The sequence below is a fragment of the Allobosea sp. FW305-C-101 genome (genome assembly GCF_058783685.1).
On the sequence record NZ_JBYSYT010000001.1, the window covers coordinates 43,803 to 62,242 of the forward strand.

Genomic DNA, 18,440 nt, shown 5'->3' on the forward strand with positions numbered 1-18,440 from the left:
TGTGCCTATGGTTAATTTCGAGTTTATGAGATGGGGCCAGGAGTGAACCGGCTAGCACGCTTTGCGGCGGCGACGGCTCTCGCCTCCAGCCTGGCCTATCTGCTGGCCGAGCCTGCCCATGCCCAGAATCGGGCGGTGGGCGCGCAACCCAAGCCCGCGACCGCCGCTGCGGCCAAGCCGCAGGACCGGATGGTCGTGGACGCGCGCGAGCTCGTCTATGACAACGACAAGAAGACGGTCGCAGCCGTCGGCGACGTCCAGATTCTTTATCAGGGCCGGACGATCGAGGCCGATCGCGTCACCTACGACCAAGGCAGCAAGCGCGTCATCGCCGTCGGCAATGCCCGGATCACCGAAGCCAACGGCACGGTGATCACCGGCGACAAGTTCAACCTGACCGACGACTTCCGCGACGGCTTCATCGACTCCCTGCGGGTCGTGAATCCGGACAAGACCCGTTTCTCGGCGCCCCGCGCCGAACGTACGGACGGCGAGACCTTCGTCTTCGACAAGGGCATCTACACCGCCTGCGAACCCTGCAAGGACAACCCGGAGCGGCCGCCGCTGTGGCAGGTCCGCGCGGCGCGGATCATCCACAAGAAGTCCGAGCAGACCATCTATTACGAGGATGCGCGCGTCGAGTTCGCCGGCATCCCGATGGCCTATATCCCCTACATGTCCGGCCCGGACTCCACGGTGAAGCGCAAGTCAGGCTTCCTGTCGCCGCGGTTCATCAACACCTCGGCGCTCGGCTACGGCGTCGGGCTGCCCTATTTCCTGAACCTGGCGCCGAACTACGATCTCACGGTGACGCCCACCTATTTCAGCCGCCAGGGCTTCCTCGGCCAGATGGAATGGCGGCATCGCCTGGTGAGCGGCTCCTACGCGATCAGGGCTTCCGGCATCTTCCAGCAAGACCAGGACGCCTATCTGCCAAGCCCGCTCGGCCCCCGCGACAAGGAGTTCCGCGGTTCGGTGGAGACGAACGGCAAGTTCTTCATCAATCCGCGCTGGACGGTCGGCTGGAATGCCTCGATGTCGACGGATCGGTGGTTCTACAAGAACTATCGCATCCGCAACGAGAGCCTCAGCACCACCACCTATCTGCAGGAAGCGATCTCGACCGCCTATCTCAACGGCCAGAGCGAGAGCGCGTGGTTCGATCTGCGTGGCTACTATTTCCAGCCCCTGAACTACCAGGACTGGCAGAAGCAGCAGCCCGTCGTGCTGCCGGTGCTGGACTACGACAAGCGCGTCCACAAGCCGTCCTTCCTCGGCGGCGAGCTGTCGTTCAACGTCAACCTGACCAGCCTGACGCGCGACACCGCAGCCTTCTCGGAGCTGCCGCAGCAGAAGAGCTACCTGATCACGACGCCGAGCTATTCGCTCTATGACGGCTGCGCCGTCTACGACAAGAATCGCTGCCTCGTGCGCGGCCTTGCCGGCAATGTCTCGCGGGCGACGGCGCAGGTTTCATGGCGCCGCAACTTCATCGACCCGCTCGGGCAGATGTGGACGCCCTACGCCTCCGTGCGGGCCGATATCTTCTCGATCAACCCGGACACGACCGGACCGATCAATTCGCGCGTCGCGACCATCGCCGACACCTCGGACGAGGTGTTCGGGCGGGTCATGCCGGCCATCGGCCTGATGTATCGCTATCCGTTCGTCGCCAAGACCGACTGGGGCACGCATATCATCGAGCCGGTCGCGCAGATCGTCGCGCGCCCGAACGAGACGAACAGCCTGCGCGTCGCCAACGAAGACGCGCAGAGCCTGGTCTTCGACGCCAACAACCTGTTCGAATGGAGCGGCAAGTTCTCCGGCTTCGACCGCGTCGAAGGCGGCACCCGCGCGAATGTCGGCGCTCTCTATACCGGGCGCTTCGGCAAGGAATCCTTTGCCAACCTGCTCATCGGCCAGTCCTTCCAGCTCGCCGGGCGCAATTCCTTCGCCAGCGGCGACCTGCTCAATACCGGCCTGAACTCCGGTCTCGAGACCCGCAATTCCGACTATGTCGCCCGCGCGCAGCTCTCGCCGTTCAAGGGCTTCTTCCTGACCGGCGCGACGCGCCTCAACGCGACGACCTTCGAGGCCCAGCGCATCGATGCCGCCGCGACCTATGCCAACAGCGTCATCACCGCCTCGGTGGGCTATGGCCGCTACGAGCCGCAGCCTGATCTCGGCATCTCGCGCCGCCGCGAAGGCCTCTCCCTGAGTGGCTCGCTGCGCGTGGCCGAGAACTGGCGCCTGCGGGCCGGCGTGCTGTTCGATCTCGACAAGTACAAGTACGATCGCGAGCGCTATCGCGACGCCTACGCGTCCTACATGGCGGCCCCGGCGGTCGCCGCGATGCCGATCTACCCGAATACCGGGCCGTTCCAGACCGCCTCGACCTCGTTCGGTATCAACTACACCGACGAGTGCACGGTCTTCGACATCAGCTATTCGCAGAGCTATGCCGACCGCCAGGCGGGATCGACAAAAGACACGCGCACGGTCATGTTCCGCCTCGAGCTGCGCACGCTGGGCGAGATCAGCTACTCGCAGAACCTCAGCTCGAGCTCCTCAAGCGACGGCGTCGGCTCGTCGAACTAATCACCGGCCCGCGATGACGGGCCGGCTCTCACTTCAGGTCGCGGAGTTCGTCTTGCCGGCAACGCCGCTCGCATTGACCCAGGGCGATCCGGCCGGGATCGGGCCGGAGCTGACGTTGCGAGCCTGGCTGGAACGGGGCGGACGCGGATTGCCCGCCTTCGCCTGCATCAGTGACCCCGGCCATCTCGCGACTGTCGCACGCCAGCTCGGCTGGAGCGTGCCAGTGCGCGCGTGCAGCTGGGGCGATGCCGCGGCCATCTTTGCCGAGGCGCTGCCCGTGATCCCGCTCGACGCCACGACCAGCGTCGTACCGGGAAAGCCGGATCCAGCGACCGCTGCGGGCACGATCCGCTCGATCGACAGCGCGGTCGCGGCCGTCCGCTCTGGCGAAGCCGCAGCCGTGGTCACCAATCCGATCGCGAAATCAGTGCTTTACAGCGCCGGCTTCAAGCATCCCGGCCATACCGAATACCTCGCGCATCTGGCAGCTCAAGACGGCATCGAACCCCGCCCGGTCATGATGCTCTGGTGCGAGGAGCTCGCGGTCGTGCCGGTCACCATCCATGAGCCGCTGCGCCGTGTGCCGGAGCTGTTGACCACCGCATTGATCGTCGAGACCGGCAGGATCGTCGCCGCGGAGCTGCGCAGCCGCTTCGGCATCGCCGCGCCACGGCTGGCGATCAGCGGTCTCAACCCCCATGCCGGCGAGAGCGGCACGATGGGCCATGAGGACGGGACCATCGTCGCACCCGCCATCGCCCAATTGCAGGCCGAAGGCATCGATGCGCGCGGCCCTTATCCGGCCGACACGATGTTCCACGCGCGGGCACGGGCCGGCTACGACGCGGCCTTGGCGATGTATCACGACCAGGCGCTGATCCCGATCAAGACGATCGCCTTCGACGAAGGCGTCAATGTCACACTCGGCCTGCCTTTCATCCGGACCTCGCCGGACCATGGCACGGCCTTCGACATCGCCGGCCACGGCATCGCGCGGCCGGACAGCCTCTGCGCCGCCCTGAAGCTCGCCGCTCGCATGGCCGAGCGTACCACCGCGGATGCAGCGGCATGAGCCAGATCGACGACCTGCCGCCGCTGCGCGAGGTGGTTGAGCGCCATGGGCTGATGGCGCAGAAGGCGCTTGGCCAGAACTTCCTGTTCGACCTCAACCTGACGAGCCGCATTGCCCGCTCTGCCGGCCCGCTGGAGGGTCAGACGGTGGTCGAGATCGGCCCTGGCCCCGGCGGGCTGACGCGGGCGCTGCTGGCCAATGGTGCCGGGCGCGTCATCGCGATCGAGCGGGACCGGCGCTGCCTGCCGGCGCTCGCCGAGATCGCGGCGCATTATCCGGGCCGTCTGGAAGTCATCGACGGCGACGCGCTCGCGGTCGACCTCACGCCTCATCTTGGTGGCGAGCGGGCGCGGATCGTCGCCAACCTGCCCTATAATATCGGCACGCCGCTGCTGGTCGGCTGGTTGAGCCTTGAACCGTGGCCGTCCTGGTGGGATTCGCTGACGCTGATGTTCCAGCGCGAGGTCGCCGAGCGCATCGTCGCGACGCCGGACGAACGGGCCGATTACGGTCGGCTCGCGGTGCTGTCGAACTGGCGCTGCGAGACGAGGATCCTGTTCGACGTGCCGCGCAGCGCCTTCGTGCCGCCGCCGAAGATCACCTCGTCCATCGTCCAGCTAACTCCGCGCGCGCAGCCGGAGCCGTGCGACCGGCGCCTGCTGGAGCGGGTGACGCTCGCGGCCTTCGGCCAGCGCCGCAAGATGCTGCGGCAGAGCCTCAAGGCCGTGCTGCCGGACCCGTCGCCAATCATCACGGCCGCAGGGCTCGCGGAGACGGCGCGGGCCGAAGAGATCCCGGTATCGGGCTTCGTCAGGCTGGCGAACGCGCTGGCCGCCCAGCACTAGGTACACCCTTGTCATTCCGGGGCTTCGCGCAGCGAAGAACCCGGAACCCACGACTGGGCGAACGTTGGCGATCGTGCGGCTGAAAGCGCTCACCCGGTCGTGGGTTCCGGGTTCGGCCTTCGGCCGCCCCGGAATGACAAGGGGTTGTGGCGCCCGCTGATCAGGGCAGCTGCTCGGTCAGGAGCTGATCGACGAAGTCGTTGAGGCCGACGGCGCGGCTGCGCTTCAGGCGCTCGGCCGTCAGGATCGCCTTGATCGACTCATAGGCCGCCTGGAGATCGTGGTTGACGATGACGTAATCGTACTGGCTCCAGCGCGCGATCTCGTCGCGGGCATTGGCGAGGCGCTTGACGATGACCTCCTCGGCATCCTCGGCGCGGCGGATCAGGCGCGAGCGCAACTCCGCCATCGAGGGCGGCAGGATGAAGATGGTGACGACGTCGGCGCGAGCCTTCTTGACGATCTGCTGGGTGCCCTGCCAGTCGATATCGAAGAGCACGTCGCGCCCGCCCGCCAATGAGGCCTCGACCTCCCGGCGCGGCGTGCCGTAGCCGTTGCCATGGACCTCCGCCCATTCCAGCAGGTCGTTGTGCTGGCGCATGGTGTCGAAGGCGGCGCGGTCGATGAAGCGATAATGCACGCCCTCGATCTCGGACGGGCGCTTGGCGCGGGTCGTGACTGAGATGGAGAGATCGAGATTGTTCTCGCTCTTGAGGTTGCGCGTCAGCGTCGTCTTGCCCGCGCCGGAGGGCGAGGACAGGATCAGCATCAGGCCGCGGCGGGCCGGGCGAAGGGTCTCGGCAGCCATCCGGCTCACTCCACGTTCTGAACCTGCTCGCGCATCTGGTCGACGACCGTGCGGAGTTCGAGGCCGATACGCGACAGGCCGGGATCGTTGGCCTTGGCGCAGAGCGTCGAAGCCTCGCGGCCGAATTCCTGCGAGAGGAAGTCGAGCTTGCGGCCGATCGGGCCGCCCTTGGCCAAAAGCTCGCGCAAAGCTTCGACATGGGCTTGAAGCCGATCGATCTCCTCGCGGATGTCGGCGCGAACAGCGATCAACGCCGCCTCCTGATGGAGGCGCTGCGGATCGAAGCCGTTATTCGCTCCCAGAAGCGTCTCGACCTGTGCGGCGATACGGGCGCGGATCGCCTCGCTGCTGCGAGCGGGATGGTGCTCCGCCTCGCCAGCGAGCCGGGCGATGGTTTCGAGATGGCCGAGGACGATAGTTTCGAGCGCACGGCCTTCAGAGGCCCGCGCTTCCTTCAGGGACTTGGCGACGGCTTCGAGACCGGCCAGGGCCGGCGCCTCGACCGCGCCCAGCGCATCCTGGGCCTCGTCGGCGTATTCCACCACGCCACGGATGCCGAGCAGGCCGTCATAGGAAGGCGGATTGATGCCGGCAGCCGGCGGCAGCTTCTCGACCGCCTCAAGCAAGGCGGTAAGGACCGCCTCGTTGACGCGCGGGCGCGGCGGCCCGGCATCGCTGGTGACGGCGAGATTGACGTGGAGCGTGCCGCGCGAGAAGGCCGCGCCCAGCTTCTTGCGGGCGGCCTCAGCCAGAACCTCGAAGCCGGGCGGGACACGGACGCGCAGGTCGAGCCCGCGCCCGTTGACGCTGCGGATTTCCCAGGCCCAGCCATGGACCCCGGCCGTTCCCGCCGCACGGGCAAATCCCGTCATGCTTTCGATGGCCATTGCCCCTGCCGCCTTTGTTCAAGATCGGCGGGACCGTAGTGGCGCATATCAGCGACAGCAAGCGGCCCGCTGCCGGAAAATGGGGATTGAGAGCCTTCCGGCCCGCAGGTCAGGGCTTGAGCTGCGGAACCTGCTTCGGCGAGTTCAAGTCGAAGCTCTTGTTCAGCAGCGGGTCCCGCGCTGTCCCTTCGGACGCATCGAAGGCGCGCGCGCGCGTTCCCGCCACCGCCCCGACAGGCTGGGCGACCGGCACACCGGCAGAGCCGGCATTGTCGGAGGCGGGCTGGGTCGTGGCGGGCGCCTCGGTACGATTGTCGGGGCCAGCCGGCGGTTCGACCTTGTCGACGCTGTCGGCAGGCGGCTTGCCGCCCTGCTGCTGGCTGCGCGTCGTCTCGATCTGGCGCCAGCGCCCGACATTGCGGTTGTGCTGCTCCAGCGTCTCGGCGAAGGCGTGGCCGCCGCTGCCATCGGCAACGAAATAGAGGTCCTTGGTCCGCGAATGGTTGACCACCGCCTCCATGGCGGCGCGGCCGGGATTGGCGATCGGGCCCGGCGGCAGGCCGTTGATGACATAGGTGTTGTAGGGCGTCGCCTGCGTGATCTCGCTGCGCAGGATCGGCCGGCCGAGCGTACCTTTTCCGCCGACGAGGCCGTAGACGATCGTCGGGTCGGATTGCAGCCGCATCTTCTGGTTGAGCCGGTTGATGAAGACGCCCGCGACACGCGGCCGCTCGTCGGCACGCCCGGTCTCCTTCTCGACGATGGAGGCGAGGATGACGAGTTCATCCGTGGTCTTGATCGGCAGGCCGGCGGGAATGCGGATGTTCTTGAGGACCGCGAGCTGGCTGCGCGCCATCACGTCGAGGATACCCTTGCGGGAGAAGCCGCGCGGGAAGCGGTAGGTGTCCGGCAGGATCGAACCTTCCTTGGGCACCTCCGCGATGTCGCCGGTCAGAAGCTCGTTGCTCCGAAGCCGCTCGACGATCTGTTCGCTTGTCAGCCCTTCGGGAATGGTGATCGAATATTCGACCGACTTGCCGCTGGAGATGACGCCGAGGATTTCCTGCGGGCTGACGCGCGCCTTGAACAGGTACTCGCCCGCCTTCAGCTTGTGCCAGTCGCCGCTGACGATCGCCGCGATGCGGAAGGTCAGCGGGTGCTCGATCAGGCCCTCGCGCTGCAGCAGCTCGGTGATCTCGGTGAGCCCGCTTTCCTTCGGGATGATGAGGGTGCGGTCGCTGGCCAGCGGCCCCGGCGCCTTGCTCTGGTTCGAGACGATGGCGATGCCCGCACCGACCACGCCGGCACCAACCAGCGCGATCGTGAACAGGCCGCTCAGCATCGACAGGAACGGGCTGCGCCGGCGGCGGCGGGCCTTGGGCGGCGGCGCGGGCGGCGCTACGGGCTTGAGGGCCTCGCTCGGGCTTTTCGGGGCGACGCGGGGCGTATCATTCACGATCAAGACGCTCGCAGCACGGGGTAATTGATATCGGCACGGTGCCATCTGGACCGCGCCTGCCGGAGTGGACAAGCCACCGCACCGAAGCCGGACGGTCGCATTAGAGCCGGTTTCCTCGCGGCTGTGAACGCGGAATCACGCATTCGGCCGCAGCTGCCGCAAACTCTACCCAAGATTATGGCGAAACCGCGCTAGCTCGCAGCGGTTCACGGCTCGGGTCGATAGCGCCGCATCACCAGCGAGGCATTGGTCCCGCCGAAGCCGAAGGAATTCGACAGCGCGTAGTCGATCTCGCGCTTGCGGGCGACATGCGGCACCAGGTCGATCTCGGTCTCGACGGACGGGTTGTCGAGATTGATCGTCGGCGGCGCCACCTGATCGCGGATCGCGAGCACGGTGAAGATCGCCTCGATCGCGCCAGCGGCACCGAGCAGATGGCCGGTCGACGACTTGGTCGACGACATGGACGGGCGTTTCGGCGCATTGGCCAGCAAGCGCTCGACCGCGCGCAATTCGATCTCGTCGCCGAGCGGCGTCGAGGTGCCGTGGGCGTTGATGTAATCGAGATCGGCGGCCGTGATGCCGGCGCGATCAAGCGCAGCCCGCATGCAGCGATAGGCGCCGTCACCGTCCTCGGACGGAGAGGTGATGTGGTAGGCGTCGCCCGACATGCCGTAGCCGACGATCTCGGCATAGATGCGGGCGCCGCGAGCCAGGGCGTGATCGAGTTCCTCGAGCACCAGGACACCGGCGCCCTCACCCATCACGAAGCCGTCGCGGTCCTTGTCATAGGGGCGAGAGGCCTTCTCGGGCGTATCGTTGAAACCGGTCGAGAGCGCGCGGCAGGCGCAGAAGCCGGCAATACCGATGCGGTTGATCGCCGATTCGGCGCCGCCGGCAACCATGACCTCGGCATCGCCGAGCGCGATCATGCGGGCCGCATCGCCGACCGCATGGGCGCCGGTCGAGCAGGCTGTCACGACGGCATGATTCGGGCCCTTCAGCCCGTGCTCGATCGAGACATAGCCCGCCGCCAGATTGCTCAGGCGGCCGGGAATGAAGAAGGGGGAGAGACGGCGCGGACCGCGCTCCTTGAGCAGGAGCGAAGCCTCGTAGATGCCGCCGAGCCCGCCGATGCCGGAGCCGATGGCGACGCCGGTGCGGATCTGGTCCTCGTAGGTTTCCGGCTTCCAGTCGGCGTCCTTCAACGCCTGCGTGGCCGCCGCCATGGCGAAGACGATGAAATCGTCGACCTTGCGCTGCTCCTTCGGCTCCATCCACTCGTCGGGATTGAAGGTCCCGTCGCTGCCGTCACCCCGCGGGATGTTGCAGGCGATCTGCGCCGGCAGGTCGCTGGCGTCGAAACTCGTGATGGGGCCGGCGCCGCTGGCGCCGGCAAGAAGGCGTGACCAAGTCGGCTCGACGCCGCATGCAAGCGGCGTCACCATGCCGAGCCCGGTCACGACAACACGCCGCATCGGATAACTGCGAGAAGCCATGGCTCTTTCTGCGTAGACCGACCCGAAAGGCCGATCAGGCGCTCTTCGACGACAGGAACTTGACGGCGTCGCCGACGGTCACGATCGTCTCGGCGGCATCGTCCGGGATCTCGACACCGAACTCTTCCTCGAAGGCCATCACGAGCTCGACGGTGTCGAGGCTGTCCGCGCCCAGGTCCTCGATGAAGTTGGCGCCGTCGACGACCTTGTCGGCCTCAACGCCGAGGTGCTCGACCACGATCTTCTTCACGCGCTCGGCAACATCGCTCATGGGTCTCTTCCTTAGACTTAGAAACTGAAAACGCATCGCAGGGGTGCGACGCGGTGGAGGGATCTCATTCCGAGCCGCCGCGCCACCTGACGATGTCCGCGATCCGGAAAGCTCGAAGCCTGCACAAACGCAACAACCGAGGTTTCGTCAAGTCCCCTCGGATCGCCCAGCGGCAGCGCGACGGCGCTAGTTAACACACCCTTTACGGGCTGGCGAGTGCGCCGCAGACTTATCAAAACCGATCTAAAATGGGCGCTAACGCACCTAGATCATTGCCATTCCGCCGTTGACGTGCAGCGTCTGCCCGGTCACGTAACCCGCTTCCGTGCTGGCGAGGAAGGCGACCGCCGCGGCTACATCCGCGCCCTCGCCCAGCCGGCCCATCGGCACGCCGGAGAGGATGCCCTCGCGCTGCTTGTCGTTGAGGGCCTGCGTCATCGGCGACTCGATGAAGCCCGGCGCGACCACGTTGACGGTGATGTTGCGGCTCGCGACCTCGGCGGCCAGCGCCTTGGACATGCCGATCAGGCCGGCCTTGGCGGCGGCGTAATTGCCCTGGCCGGGATTGCCGGTGGTGGCGACGACCGAGCCGATCGCGACGATTCGGCCGTAACGGCGGCGCATCATCGACTTCACGGCGGCGCGCGACAAGCGGAAGGCCGCGGTCAGGTTGACGGCGAGCACGCTGTCCCAGTCCTCGTCCTTGAGGCGCAGGAACAGGTTGTCGCGGGTGATGCCGGCATTGTTGACGAGGATGTCGAGCCCGCCGAGCTTCTCCTCGGCCGTCGGCACCAGCGCCTCGACCGAATCCTTGTCGGAGAGATTGCAGGGCGCGATCACGACACGCTCGCCCAGTTCGGCCGCCAGCGCCTCCAGCGCTTCCGCGCGTGTTCCCGAGATCGCGACGCTGGCGCCTTGCGCATGCAGCGTCCGGGCGATGGCTCCACCGAGGCCGCCGGTCGCGCCGGTGACCAGGGCCTTGCGGCCGGTCAGATCAAACATGTTCGCTCCCTTTTCCGGCATTCTGCCGTCTTTACCTATTCTGGGCCCGAGCCGTCACGCGCCGCGGGCTTTATAGGCTGCAATATCGTCGGCAGTGCCGATCGAGACCGGCGTAACGCCTGCAGCGATACGCTTGACGAGACCGGCCAGCACCTTGCCACTGCCGAGCTCGACGAAATCGGTGACGCCGGCTGCAGCCATCGCCTGCACGCATTCGCGCCAGCGCACCGTGCCGGTGACCTGGGCGACGAGCGAGGCCCGGATCGCGTCAGGATCGCTCAGCGGCGCGGCACCGACATTGGCGACGACCGGCACGACCGGCGCCTGCATCGAAACCTTGGCGAGTGCATCACGCATCGCATCGGCGGCAGGCTGCATCAGGGCGCAATGGAAAGGCGCGGAAACTGGCAGCAGCATGGCGCGCTTCACACCGCGCTCGCCGGCAAGGACGATGGCGCGGTCGATCGCGGCCTTCGCGCCGGAAAGCACGACCTGGCCGCCGCCATTGTCGTTGGCCGCTTCGCAGACTTCGCCCTGGGCCGCAGCGGCCGCGATCTCGCGGGCGAGATCGAGTTCGGCGCCAAGCAGGGCCGCCATGGCACCCTGCCCGGCCGGAACGGCCTTCTGCATGGCATCGCCGCGGATCCGCAGCAGGCGGGCGGCGTCGCCGATCGTGAAGGTGCCGGCCGCGGCCAGCGCCGAGTACTCGCCGAGCGAATGGCCGGCTACGAAAGCGGCATCGCGCTTCAGGTCGAGCCCGGCTTCGCTTTCGAGCACGCGCACGACCGCGAGGCTGACCGCCATCAGGGCCGGCTGGGCATTGGCCGTCAGGGTCAGTTCCTCGGAAGGACCTTCCCACATCACGGCCGAGAGCTTCTGCGACAGGGCTGTATCGACCTCGTCGAAGACCGCCTTCGCGACTGGGAAGTTGTCGGCCAGGCTCTTGCCCATGCCGACCGCCTGAGAGCCCTGGCCCGGAAAGATGAACGCTGTGGTCATGCTGTGAACGTCCCGGTCTTCATTATCAGTCATTCGTCTTATATGACGCGGCTGTCACATCGCTTCCGTCGCCAAGTCAAGCGCGGCGCCCGAATTTTCCGCTCCTGGAGCGGTGTTTTCCGGCAGATTCCGGTTGCCATGGCGCAACGGACACTGTAACGACCGCATCCTGCTTGTTCGGCCGGAGGCTGAACGGATGGCGCATGTCCGAAAGGACCGGCGCAGGCTCGTTTCCCGAACCGTCATCCCGTGTCTCCGCCTTCGATGAAATCCTGTCGGGCCTTATCCAGGGCTCGGAGGGCTCCGCGCCGGGCGAAGCAGGGTGAAACAAGGAAGGCCACATATGGCATTGTACGAGCATGTGCTGCTCGCGCGGCAGGATGTCAGCGCGCAGCAGGTCGAAGCTCTTGTCGAGCAGTTCAAGGGCGTGATCGAAGCGAATGGCGGCGCCATCCGCAAGGTCGAGTACTGGGGCGTCAAGTCCCTCGGCTACCGCATCAAGAAGAACCGCAAGGCTCACTACACGCTGCTGAACATCGAGGCTCCCTCCGCCGCCGTGCTGGAGATGGAGCGCCAGATGCGCATCAACGAAGACATCCTGCGCTTCATGACCGTCAAGGTCGAGGAGCTCGAGGAAGGTCCGTCGGCCATGCTGCAGAAGCGTGACCGCGAGGACCGTCCGGAGCGTGGCGGCGACCGTTTCGACCGCGGCCCGCGCCGTGACCGTCCGCGTCGTGAAGACGAAGCGACCGAAACCGCCGAAGCGGAGGCCTGAGAATGTCGACTGCATCCGCTGGCGCCCGTCGCCCCTTCTTCCGCCGCCGCAAGTCCTGCCCGTTCTCGGGCGAAGGCGCTCCGAAGATCGACTACAAGGACGTGCGTCTGCTCTCGCGCTACATCTCCGAGCGCGGCAAGATCGTTCCGTCCCGCATCACGGCGGTCTCCGCCAAGAAGCAGCGCGAGCTCGCCCAGGCGATCAAGCGCGCCCGCTTCCTCGGCCTGCTGCCCTACGTCATCCGCTGATCCGTTCATTCGGATCCGGATACTGACAATTCCCGGAGGCGCCTCGTGTGCCTCCGGTTCTCGCTTTCAAGATCAACCAGTCGCCCGGCGGTGAAACTCCATCGGGTTCGTTGAGGCCAAGGGGCCTCTCACCCTGCCGAGCCCAAAAGGCTTGCGAGCAGCGGGACAGCAGGACGGACTTAATGATTCCGATTGTCGGCATCGGCGCGGGCCTCGTTTCGGCCCTGCTCTTCTCAGTGGTGATCACCGGATCGCCGCTGGCCGCTTTGCTGTACTCGGCCGCTCCCCTCCCGATCTTCATCGCATCGCTGGGCTGGAACCACCGCTCCGGGCTGTTCGCCACGGCTGCCGGTGCGCTTGCCGTGGCCATTGCGTTGGCCCCGACCGGCGGCATCGCCTTCGCTCTGATCATCGGCCTGCCGGCCTGGTGGATCGCCTATCTCGCGCTTCTCGCCCGTGGCGACACCGATGGCCGGGTCGAGTGGTATCCGCTCGGCAACCTGCTGCTCTGGATCGCCGCCACCGCCGCGCTCGCCACCGTCGGTAGCGCGCTGGTCATGACCACCGATTACGAGACCTATCGCTCAGTGATCGCGCGCATGATCGAGAACCTGCTGAACGAGATGGTGCGCGGCAAGCTGATCGCCCTGCCCGGCGACGTCCAGGTCAAGGAACTGGCGCAGAGCCTTGCTCCGGCCGTGCCGCTCGGCATCGGCGCCTCCTTCGTCACCACCATCACCGCCAATCTCTGGCTCGCGGCCCGCACCGTGAAGATGTCGGATCGTCTGCCGCGGCCCTGGCCCTTCATCCCGTCGACCACGCTGCCGCGCCAGGCGCTGCTGCTGCTGGTCGCCACGGGCTTCGTCGCAACGACGGGCGGCTTCATCGGCGTCGCCGCCATGGCCATGGCTGGCGCGCTGCTCGCCGCCTTCATGTTCAGCGGGCTCGCAACCCTGCACGACATCTCGCGTGGCCGCGCCTGGCGGCTGCCGATGCTGATCTCGATCTATGTCGCCCTCGTCGTGATGCAGGCCGTGCTGACGCCGCTGCTCGCGATCGCGGGTGTCATCGACACGCTGCTCGGCCTGCGCAAGCGGGCCGCGCTGCCGCCTCCGCCTAACCGTTCCTGACAACCTCGTCTGAAGACATAACAAGGAGAAGACCCATGGAAGTGATCCTGCTCGAACGCGTCGCCAAGCTCGGCCAGATGGGCGACATCGTGAAGGTTCGCGACGGCTTCGGCCGCAACTACCTGCTCGCCCGCGGCAAGGCGCTGCGCGCCACCGAGGACAACAAGAAGCGCTTCGAGAGCCAGAAGCTCGAGCTCGAGACCCGCAACCTCGAGCTGAAGTCGGAAGCCGACGCCGTCGCCGAGCGCCTGAACGGCCAGAGCGTCACCATCCTGCGCCAGTCGGGCGAGTCCGGCGTGCTCTACGGTTCGGTCTCGACCCGCGACATCGCCGAGGCCCTGACCAAGGACGGCTTCAACGTCTCGCGCGGCCAGGTGACGCTGAACACCCCGATCAAGACGCTCGGCCTGCACACCGTTCCGGTCGTGCTGCACCCGGAAGTCTCGGTCACGATCACCGTCAACATCGCCCGCTCGGCTGAAGAGGCTCATCGCCAGGCCGCCGGCGAGAACGTCACGGCCCAGGAGAAGTTCGATCTCGACGATCTCGGCCTCGAGGTCGGTGCGGCGCTGGCCGAGGCCGGCGACGTCGAGCTCTGAGCCTTATCGCTCCCGAATCGAGTCAAGGGCGCCGTGGCAACACGGCGCCTTTTTCATTTTGGAGCCTGTGCAAAGGCGTGGATGGAACCGGGAGATGCTGGCACCGATTGTCAGAATGTTAAGGTAGTTCTCTGCCCGAATCAGCTTCGCCAAGCCGCAAGCCTGCGCGGCTGATTGTCGGCTTGAATTCACCCAGCATTGATTTATCGGGACGGCCATGGCCACCGCTACAGCTCTCGTCGCCCGCCTCGACAACCGCGAGGCGGAATTCCGCGTCCAGCCTCACAATATCGAGGCCGAGCAGGCACTGCTGGGCGCGATCCTGGTCAATAACGACGCGTTCTATCGCGTCTCCGACTTCCTGCAGCCGGACCATTTCTTCGAGCCGATCCATCAGCGCATCTACGAGCTGGCGTCGAGCATGATCCGGGCCGGCAAGATCGCGACGCCGATCACGCTCAAGACCTTCGTCAACGACCTCGATCTCGGCGACATCACGCCGAGCCAATACCTCGCCCGCCTCGCGGCCGAGGCGACGACCGTCATCAACGCCGCCGATTACGGCCGGACGGTCTACGATCTCGCGATCCGCCGTCAGCTCATCGGCGTCGGCGAGGACCTCGTCAACGTCGCCTATGACGCGCCGGTCGAGATGGCGCCGCGCGAGCAGATCGAGGATGCCGAGCGCAAGCTCTACGAACTCGCGGAAAAGGGCCGCTACGAGGGCGGCTTCCAGAAATTCGACGGGGCGCTGCGCCTCGCCATCGACATGGCGGCGAGCGCCTATCAGCGTGCCGGTGGCCTCTCCGGCATCTCGACCGGCCTGCGCGACGTCGACCAGCGCATGGGCGGCCTGCAGCGCTCGGACCTGCTCGTGCTCGCCGGGCGCCCCGCCATGGGCAAGACCTCGCTTGCCACCAACATCGCCTTCAACATCGCCAAGGCCTGGCGCGGCGAGCGGCAGGAAGACGGCTCGATCAAGAGCGTCGATGGCGGCATCGTCGGGTTCTTCTCACTCGAAATGTCGGCCGACCAGCTCGCGACCCGTATCGTCGCCGAGCAGTCGAGCATCTCCTCCTACAAGATCAGGCAGGGCCGCATCACCGAAGGCGATTTCGCCCGATTGACCGATGTCGCCGCCCAGATCGAGAAATTGCCGCTCTATATCGACCAGACCGGCGGCATCTCGATCGCGCAATTGATGGCCCGCGCGCGCCGCCTGAAGCGCCAGAAGGGTCTCGACGTCCTGTTCATCGACTACCTCCAGCTGCTCTCCGGCTCGTCCAAGAACAGCCAGAACCGCGTGCAGGAGCTGACCGAGATCACGACCAGCCTGAAGGCGCTGGCCAAGGAGCTCAACGTCCCGATCATCGCGCTCTCGCAGCTCTCGCGTCAGGTCGAGAATCGCGACGACAAGCGCCCGCAGCTCTCGGACCTGCGCGAATCCGGCTCGATCGAGCAGGACGCCGACGTAGTGATGTTCGTCTATCGCGAGGAATATTACCTCAAGGGCAAGGAACCGCGCCCCGGCACCGAAGAGCACAACAAGTGGCAGATCGAGATGGAGGCCATGCACGGCGTCGCCGAACTGATCATCGGCAAGCAGCGCCACGGCCCCACCGGCGCGGTGGCCTTGCAGTTCGACGCGGATGTGACACGCTTCTCCGACCGCGCCGATGAGATGCGCCTGCCGGACCGTGAATGATGCCTGCCGACCTGCCAGATTCCGCCGCTTACGGCGCGACGCTCACCATCGACCTCGACGCGCTGGTCTCGAACTGGCGCCTGCTCGGCAAGCGCGCCGGCACTGAAGCCGGGGCCGTGGTTAAGGCGGACGCCTATGGCATCGGCATCGAGCCGGCCGTCACCGCGCTCGCCAAGGCCGGCTGCAAGAGCTTCTTCGTCGCGCATGTCTCGGAGGCCATCCGCGCCCGCAAGGTCGCGCCCGATGCGACGATCTACGTGCTGAACGGCCTGCTGCCCGGCGCCGCCGAAACCTTCGCCGCGCATGGCCTGTCGCCGGTGCTGGGCTCGCATGAGGAATTGCTGGAATGGGCCTCGTTCCGGCAGACGGGCGCGCAGGTCCGGCCGGCGGCGCTGCATGTCGACACGGCGATGAACCGGCTCGGCCTCTGGCCCGGCGAGGGTCTCAACCTCGCCCGCGAGCGCTCGGGCGTGATCGCGGCGGCGGGAATCGGGCTGGTGATGAGCCATTTCGCTTCGTCGGAGGACGAGACCGACCCGGCCAATGCCCGCCAGATCGCAGCCTTTGCCGAGATCGCGGCGGCCCTGCCCGAAGTGCCGGCCTCGCTCAAGAATTCGTCCGGGCATTTCCTCAAGGGCTGCCCGTCCTACCAGCTCACCCGGCCGGGCTATGCGCTCTATGGCGGCAACCCGACGCCGGGGCAGCCGAACCCGATGAAGCCGGTCGTGGGCCTGGAGGCGACGATCATCCAGACCCGCGAGGTCGAGGACGGCACGCAGGTCGGCTATAACGGGCGCTGGACCGCCAAGGGCAAGCGCAAGCTCGCGACGATCTGCCTCGGTTATGCCGACGGCTATCCACGCAACGGAAGCTGGACCGACAGCACGACCGGCGGCTCCGTGTTGATCGAGGGCGTCTCCTGCCCCTTCGTCGGCTCCGTCTCGATGGACCTGATCATCATCGACGTGACCAATGCCCCGGCCGATGCGGCCAAGCGTGGCGCGAGCGTCACCCTGATCGGCGGCCCACTCGATCTGGAGACCGTCGGCGGCGGCGCCAAGACGATCGGCTACGAGATCCTGACCAGCCTCGGCCGCCGCTATCACCGGCGTTATATCGGCGGCTGATGGCCAAACGCGGTCCGACCTATCACTGCCAAGCCTGCGGCGCGGTCTATCACCGCTGGCAGGGCAAGTGCGACGCCTGCGGGACATGGTCCTCGCTGGTCGAGGATGCGCAGGCTGCGCCCGTTCCCGGCGGCGGCCGGCCCGCATCCGGTGGACGCCCGCGCGGCCGTGTCTTCGCGCTGGAGACGCTGAAGGGCGACACACAGGATGCCCCTCGCATCGTCTCCGGCATCGGGGAACTGGACCGCGTCACCGGCGGCGGCTTCGTGCCGGGCTCGGTGCTGCTGATCGGCGGCGATCCCGGCATCGGCAAGTCGACGCTGCTGATGCAGGCCTGCGCGGCGCTGGCGATGGGCGGTCGCCGCGTCGTCTATGTCTCGGGCGAGGAATCGACGGGCCAAGTGCGGCTCCGGGCCGAGCGCATGGGATTGGCCGAGGCGCCGGTCGATCTCGCGGCCGAAACCAATGTCGAGGACATCGTCGCGACGCTGGGCCAGGGCGAGCGCCCTGCCCTCGTCGTGATCGATTCGATCCAGACGATGTGGTCGGGCGAGGTCGAGAGCGCGCCGGGCACGGTGACACAGGTGCGCGGCTCGGCCCAGGCGCTGATCCGCTATGCCAAGACATCAGGCGTCTGCCTGATCCTCGTCGGGCACGTCACCAAGGACGGGCAGATCGCCGGCCCGCGCGTGGTCGAGCACATGGTCGATGCCGTGCTCTCCTTCGAAGGCGAAGGCGCGCATTCCTTCCGCATCCTGCGCGGCCAGAAGAACCGCTTCGGCGCGACCGACGAGATCGGCGTGTTCGAGATGACCGGCAAGGGCCTGTCGGAGGTCACCAACCCCTCGGCGCTCTTCCTCGCCGGCCGCGACCAGCCGGCGCCGGGCGCGGCCGTCTTCGCGGGCATGGAAGGTACGCGGCCGGTTCTGGTCGAGATCCAGGCATTGGTCGCGCCTACAGCGCTCGGCACGCCGCGGCGCGCCGTCGTCGGCTGGGAGAACAGCCGGCTCGCGATGGTGCTGGCCGTGCTTGAAACGCATGGCGGCCTCAGGCTCGGCCAGCATGACGTGTATCTCAATGTCGCCGGTGGCCTGCGCGTCAACGAGCCTGCGGCCGATGTCGCGGTCGCCGCGGCACTGGTCTCGTCGCTGAGCGGGGCGACCTTGCCGCAGGAAGCGGTCTATTTCGGCGAGATCGCCCTGTCCGGCGCGATTCGGCCGGTTGCGGTCGCGGCAGCGCGCCTCCGGGAAGCGGCCAAGCTCGGCTTCGAGGCCGCGCTGATGCCGGCCGGCGGTGCCGATCATGGCGATGGCAACGGCCTGAACCTGCGCCGTTTCGGCCATGTCACGGAACTCGTTGCCGATATCGCCGCGCGGGCACCTCGCAGAGATGTGAAATGACTTCGCCCGAAGGGTG

At 66.9% G+C, this 18,440-nt stretch carries 17 protein-coding genes; 10 read left to right on the plus strand and 7 right to left on the minus strand.

The window, feature by feature from the left end; translation table 11 throughout:
* Positions 1-42 precede the first annotated feature (42 nt).
* From AC3WMA_RS00210 to rsmA, 3 genes are read left to right on the plus strand one after another with little or no spacing between them, the layout of a single operon-like run.
* A complete protein-coding gene (locus tag AC3WMA_RS00210; protein WP_492283419.1) occupies positions 43-2,598 on the plus strand; it encodes an LPS-assembly protein LptD in 2,556 nt (851 codons plus the stop codon).
* Between the two features lie 52 nt (positions 2,599-2,650).
* Positions 2,651-3,670 carry a 4-hydroxythreonine-4-phosphate dehydrogenase PdxA gene (pdxA, locus tag AC3WMA_RS00215; RefSeq protein WP_492283420.1) on the plus strand — a complete coding sequence of 340 codons (1,020 nt, stop codon included), beginning with the start codon at positions 2,651-2,653 and terminating at the stop codon, positions 3,668-3,670.
* Positions 3,667-4,515: a 16S rRNA (adenine(1518)-N(6)/adenine(1519)-N(6))-dimethyltransferase RsmA gene (gene rsmA / locus AC3WMA_RS00220; RefSeq protein WP_492283421.1), complete on the plus strand. Its 849-nt coding sequence runs from the start codon at positions 3,667-3,669 to the stop codon at positions 4,513-4,515. The genes pdxA and rsmA overlap by 4 nt, the downstream gene beginning before the upstream one ends.
* Before the next feature lie 160 nt (positions 4,516-4,675).
* On the opposite strand, the gene gmk is transcribed toward rsmA, so the two are convergent.
* From gmk to fabD, 7 genes are all read right to left on the minus strand, one after another.
* Complete coding sequence (gmk, locus tag AC3WMA_RS00225; protein WP_492283422.1) at positions 4,676-5,323, minus strand: guanylate kinase; 648 nt, start codon at positions 5,321-5,323, stop codon at positions 4,676-4,678.
* Between the two features lie 5 nt (positions 5,324-5,328).
* Positions 5,329-6,210, minus strand: a complete 882-nt coding sequence (locus tag AC3WMA_RS00230) for a YicC/YloC family endoribonuclease (protein ID WP_492283423.1) — start codon at positions 6,208-6,210, stop codon at positions 5,329-5,331.
* 109 nt (positions 6,211-6,319) lie between these two features.
* Positions 6,320-7,666, minus strand: coding sequence for an endolytic transglycosylase MltG (gene mltG, locus AC3WMA_RS00235; RefSeq protein WP_492283424.1), 1,347 nt, complete (start codon positions 7,664-7,666; stop codon positions 6,320-6,322).
* A 209-nt stretch (positions 7,667-7,875) separates the two neighbouring features.
* Positions 7,876-9,147, minus strand: coding sequence for a beta-ketoacyl-ACP synthase II (gene fabF, locus AC3WMA_RS00240; protein WP_492284717.1), 1,272 nt, complete (start codon positions 9,145-9,147; stop codon positions 7,876-7,878).
* Between the two features lie 55 nt (positions 9,148-9,202).
* On the minus strand, positions 9,203-9,439 hold the full coding sequence (locus tag AC3WMA_RS00245) for an acyl carrier protein (RefSeq protein ID WP_061968116.1): 237 nt from the start codon (positions 9,437-9,439) through the stop codon (positions 9,203-9,205).
* Between the two features lie 264 nt (positions 9,440-9,703).
* Complete coding sequence (fabG, locus tag AC3WMA_RS00250) at positions 9,704-10,441, minus strand: 3-oxoacyl-[acyl-carrier-protein] reductase (RefSeq protein WP_492283425.1); 738 nt, start codon at positions 10,439-10,441, stop codon at positions 9,704-9,706.
* Positions 10,442-10,495: 54 nt separating this feature from the next.
* A complete protein-coding gene (gene fabD / locus AC3WMA_RS00255) occupies positions 10,496-11,440 on the minus strand; it encodes an ACP S-malonyltransferase (protein ID WP_492283426.1) in 945 nt (314 codons plus the stop codon).
* Positions 11,441-11,783: 343 nt separating this feature from the next.
* Between fabD and rpsF the strand changes: the two genes are divergently transcribed.
* The 7 genes from rpsF (at position 11,784) to radA (ending at position 18,424) form a co-directional block, all read left to right on the plus strand.
* A complete protein-coding gene (rpsF, locus tag AC3WMA_RS00260) occupies positions 11,784-12,215 on the plus strand; it encodes a 30S ribosomal protein S6 (RefSeq protein ID WP_265059203.1) in 432 nt (143 codons plus the stop codon).
* A 2-nt stretch (positions 12,216-12,217) separates the two neighbouring features.
* Positions 12,218-12,463, plus strand: a complete 246-nt coding sequence (gene rpsR, locus AC3WMA_RS00265; RefSeq protein ID WP_038367644.1) for a 30S ribosomal protein S18 — start codon at positions 12,218-12,220, stop codon at positions 12,461-12,463.
* A 182-nt stretch (positions 12,464-12,645) separates the two neighbouring features.
* Positions 12,646-13,593 carry a DUF2232 domain-containing protein gene (locus tag AC3WMA_RS00270; protein WP_492283427.1) on the plus strand — a complete coding sequence of 316 codons (948 nt, stop codon included), beginning with the start codon at positions 12,646-12,648 and terminating at the stop codon, positions 13,591-13,593.
* A gap of 35 nt (positions 13,594-13,628) precedes the next feature.
* Positions 13,629-14,192 (plus strand): 50S ribosomal protein L9, encoded by a 564-nt coding sequence (gene rplI / locus AC3WMA_RS00275; protein ID WP_492283428.1) that lies wholly within the window; start codon positions 13,629-13,631, stop codon positions 14,190-14,192.
* Positions 14,193-14,409: 217 nt separating this feature from the next.
* On the plus strand, positions 14,410-15,897 hold the full coding sequence (locus AC3WMA_RS00280; protein WP_492283429.1) for a replicative DNA helicase: 1,488 nt from the start codon (positions 14,410-14,412) through the stop codon (positions 15,895-15,897).
* Positions 15,897-17,024 carry an alanine racemase gene (alr, locus tag AC3WMA_RS00285; RefSeq protein ID WP_492284718.1) on the plus strand — a complete coding sequence of 376 codons (1,128 nt, stop codon included), beginning with the start codon at positions 15,897-15,899 and terminating at the stop codon, positions 17,022-17,024. Before AC3WMA_RS00280 ends, alr begins: the two co-directional genes overlap by 1 nt.
* Positions 17,024-18,424, plus strand: a complete 1,401-nt coding sequence (gene radA, locus AC3WMA_RS00290) for a DNA repair protein RadA (RefSeq protein ID WP_492283430.1) — start codon at positions 17,024-17,026, stop codon at positions 18,422-18,424. Before alr ends, radA begins: the two co-directional genes overlap by 1 nt.
* The last annotated feature ends 16 nt before the right edge of the window (positions 18,425-18,440 follow it).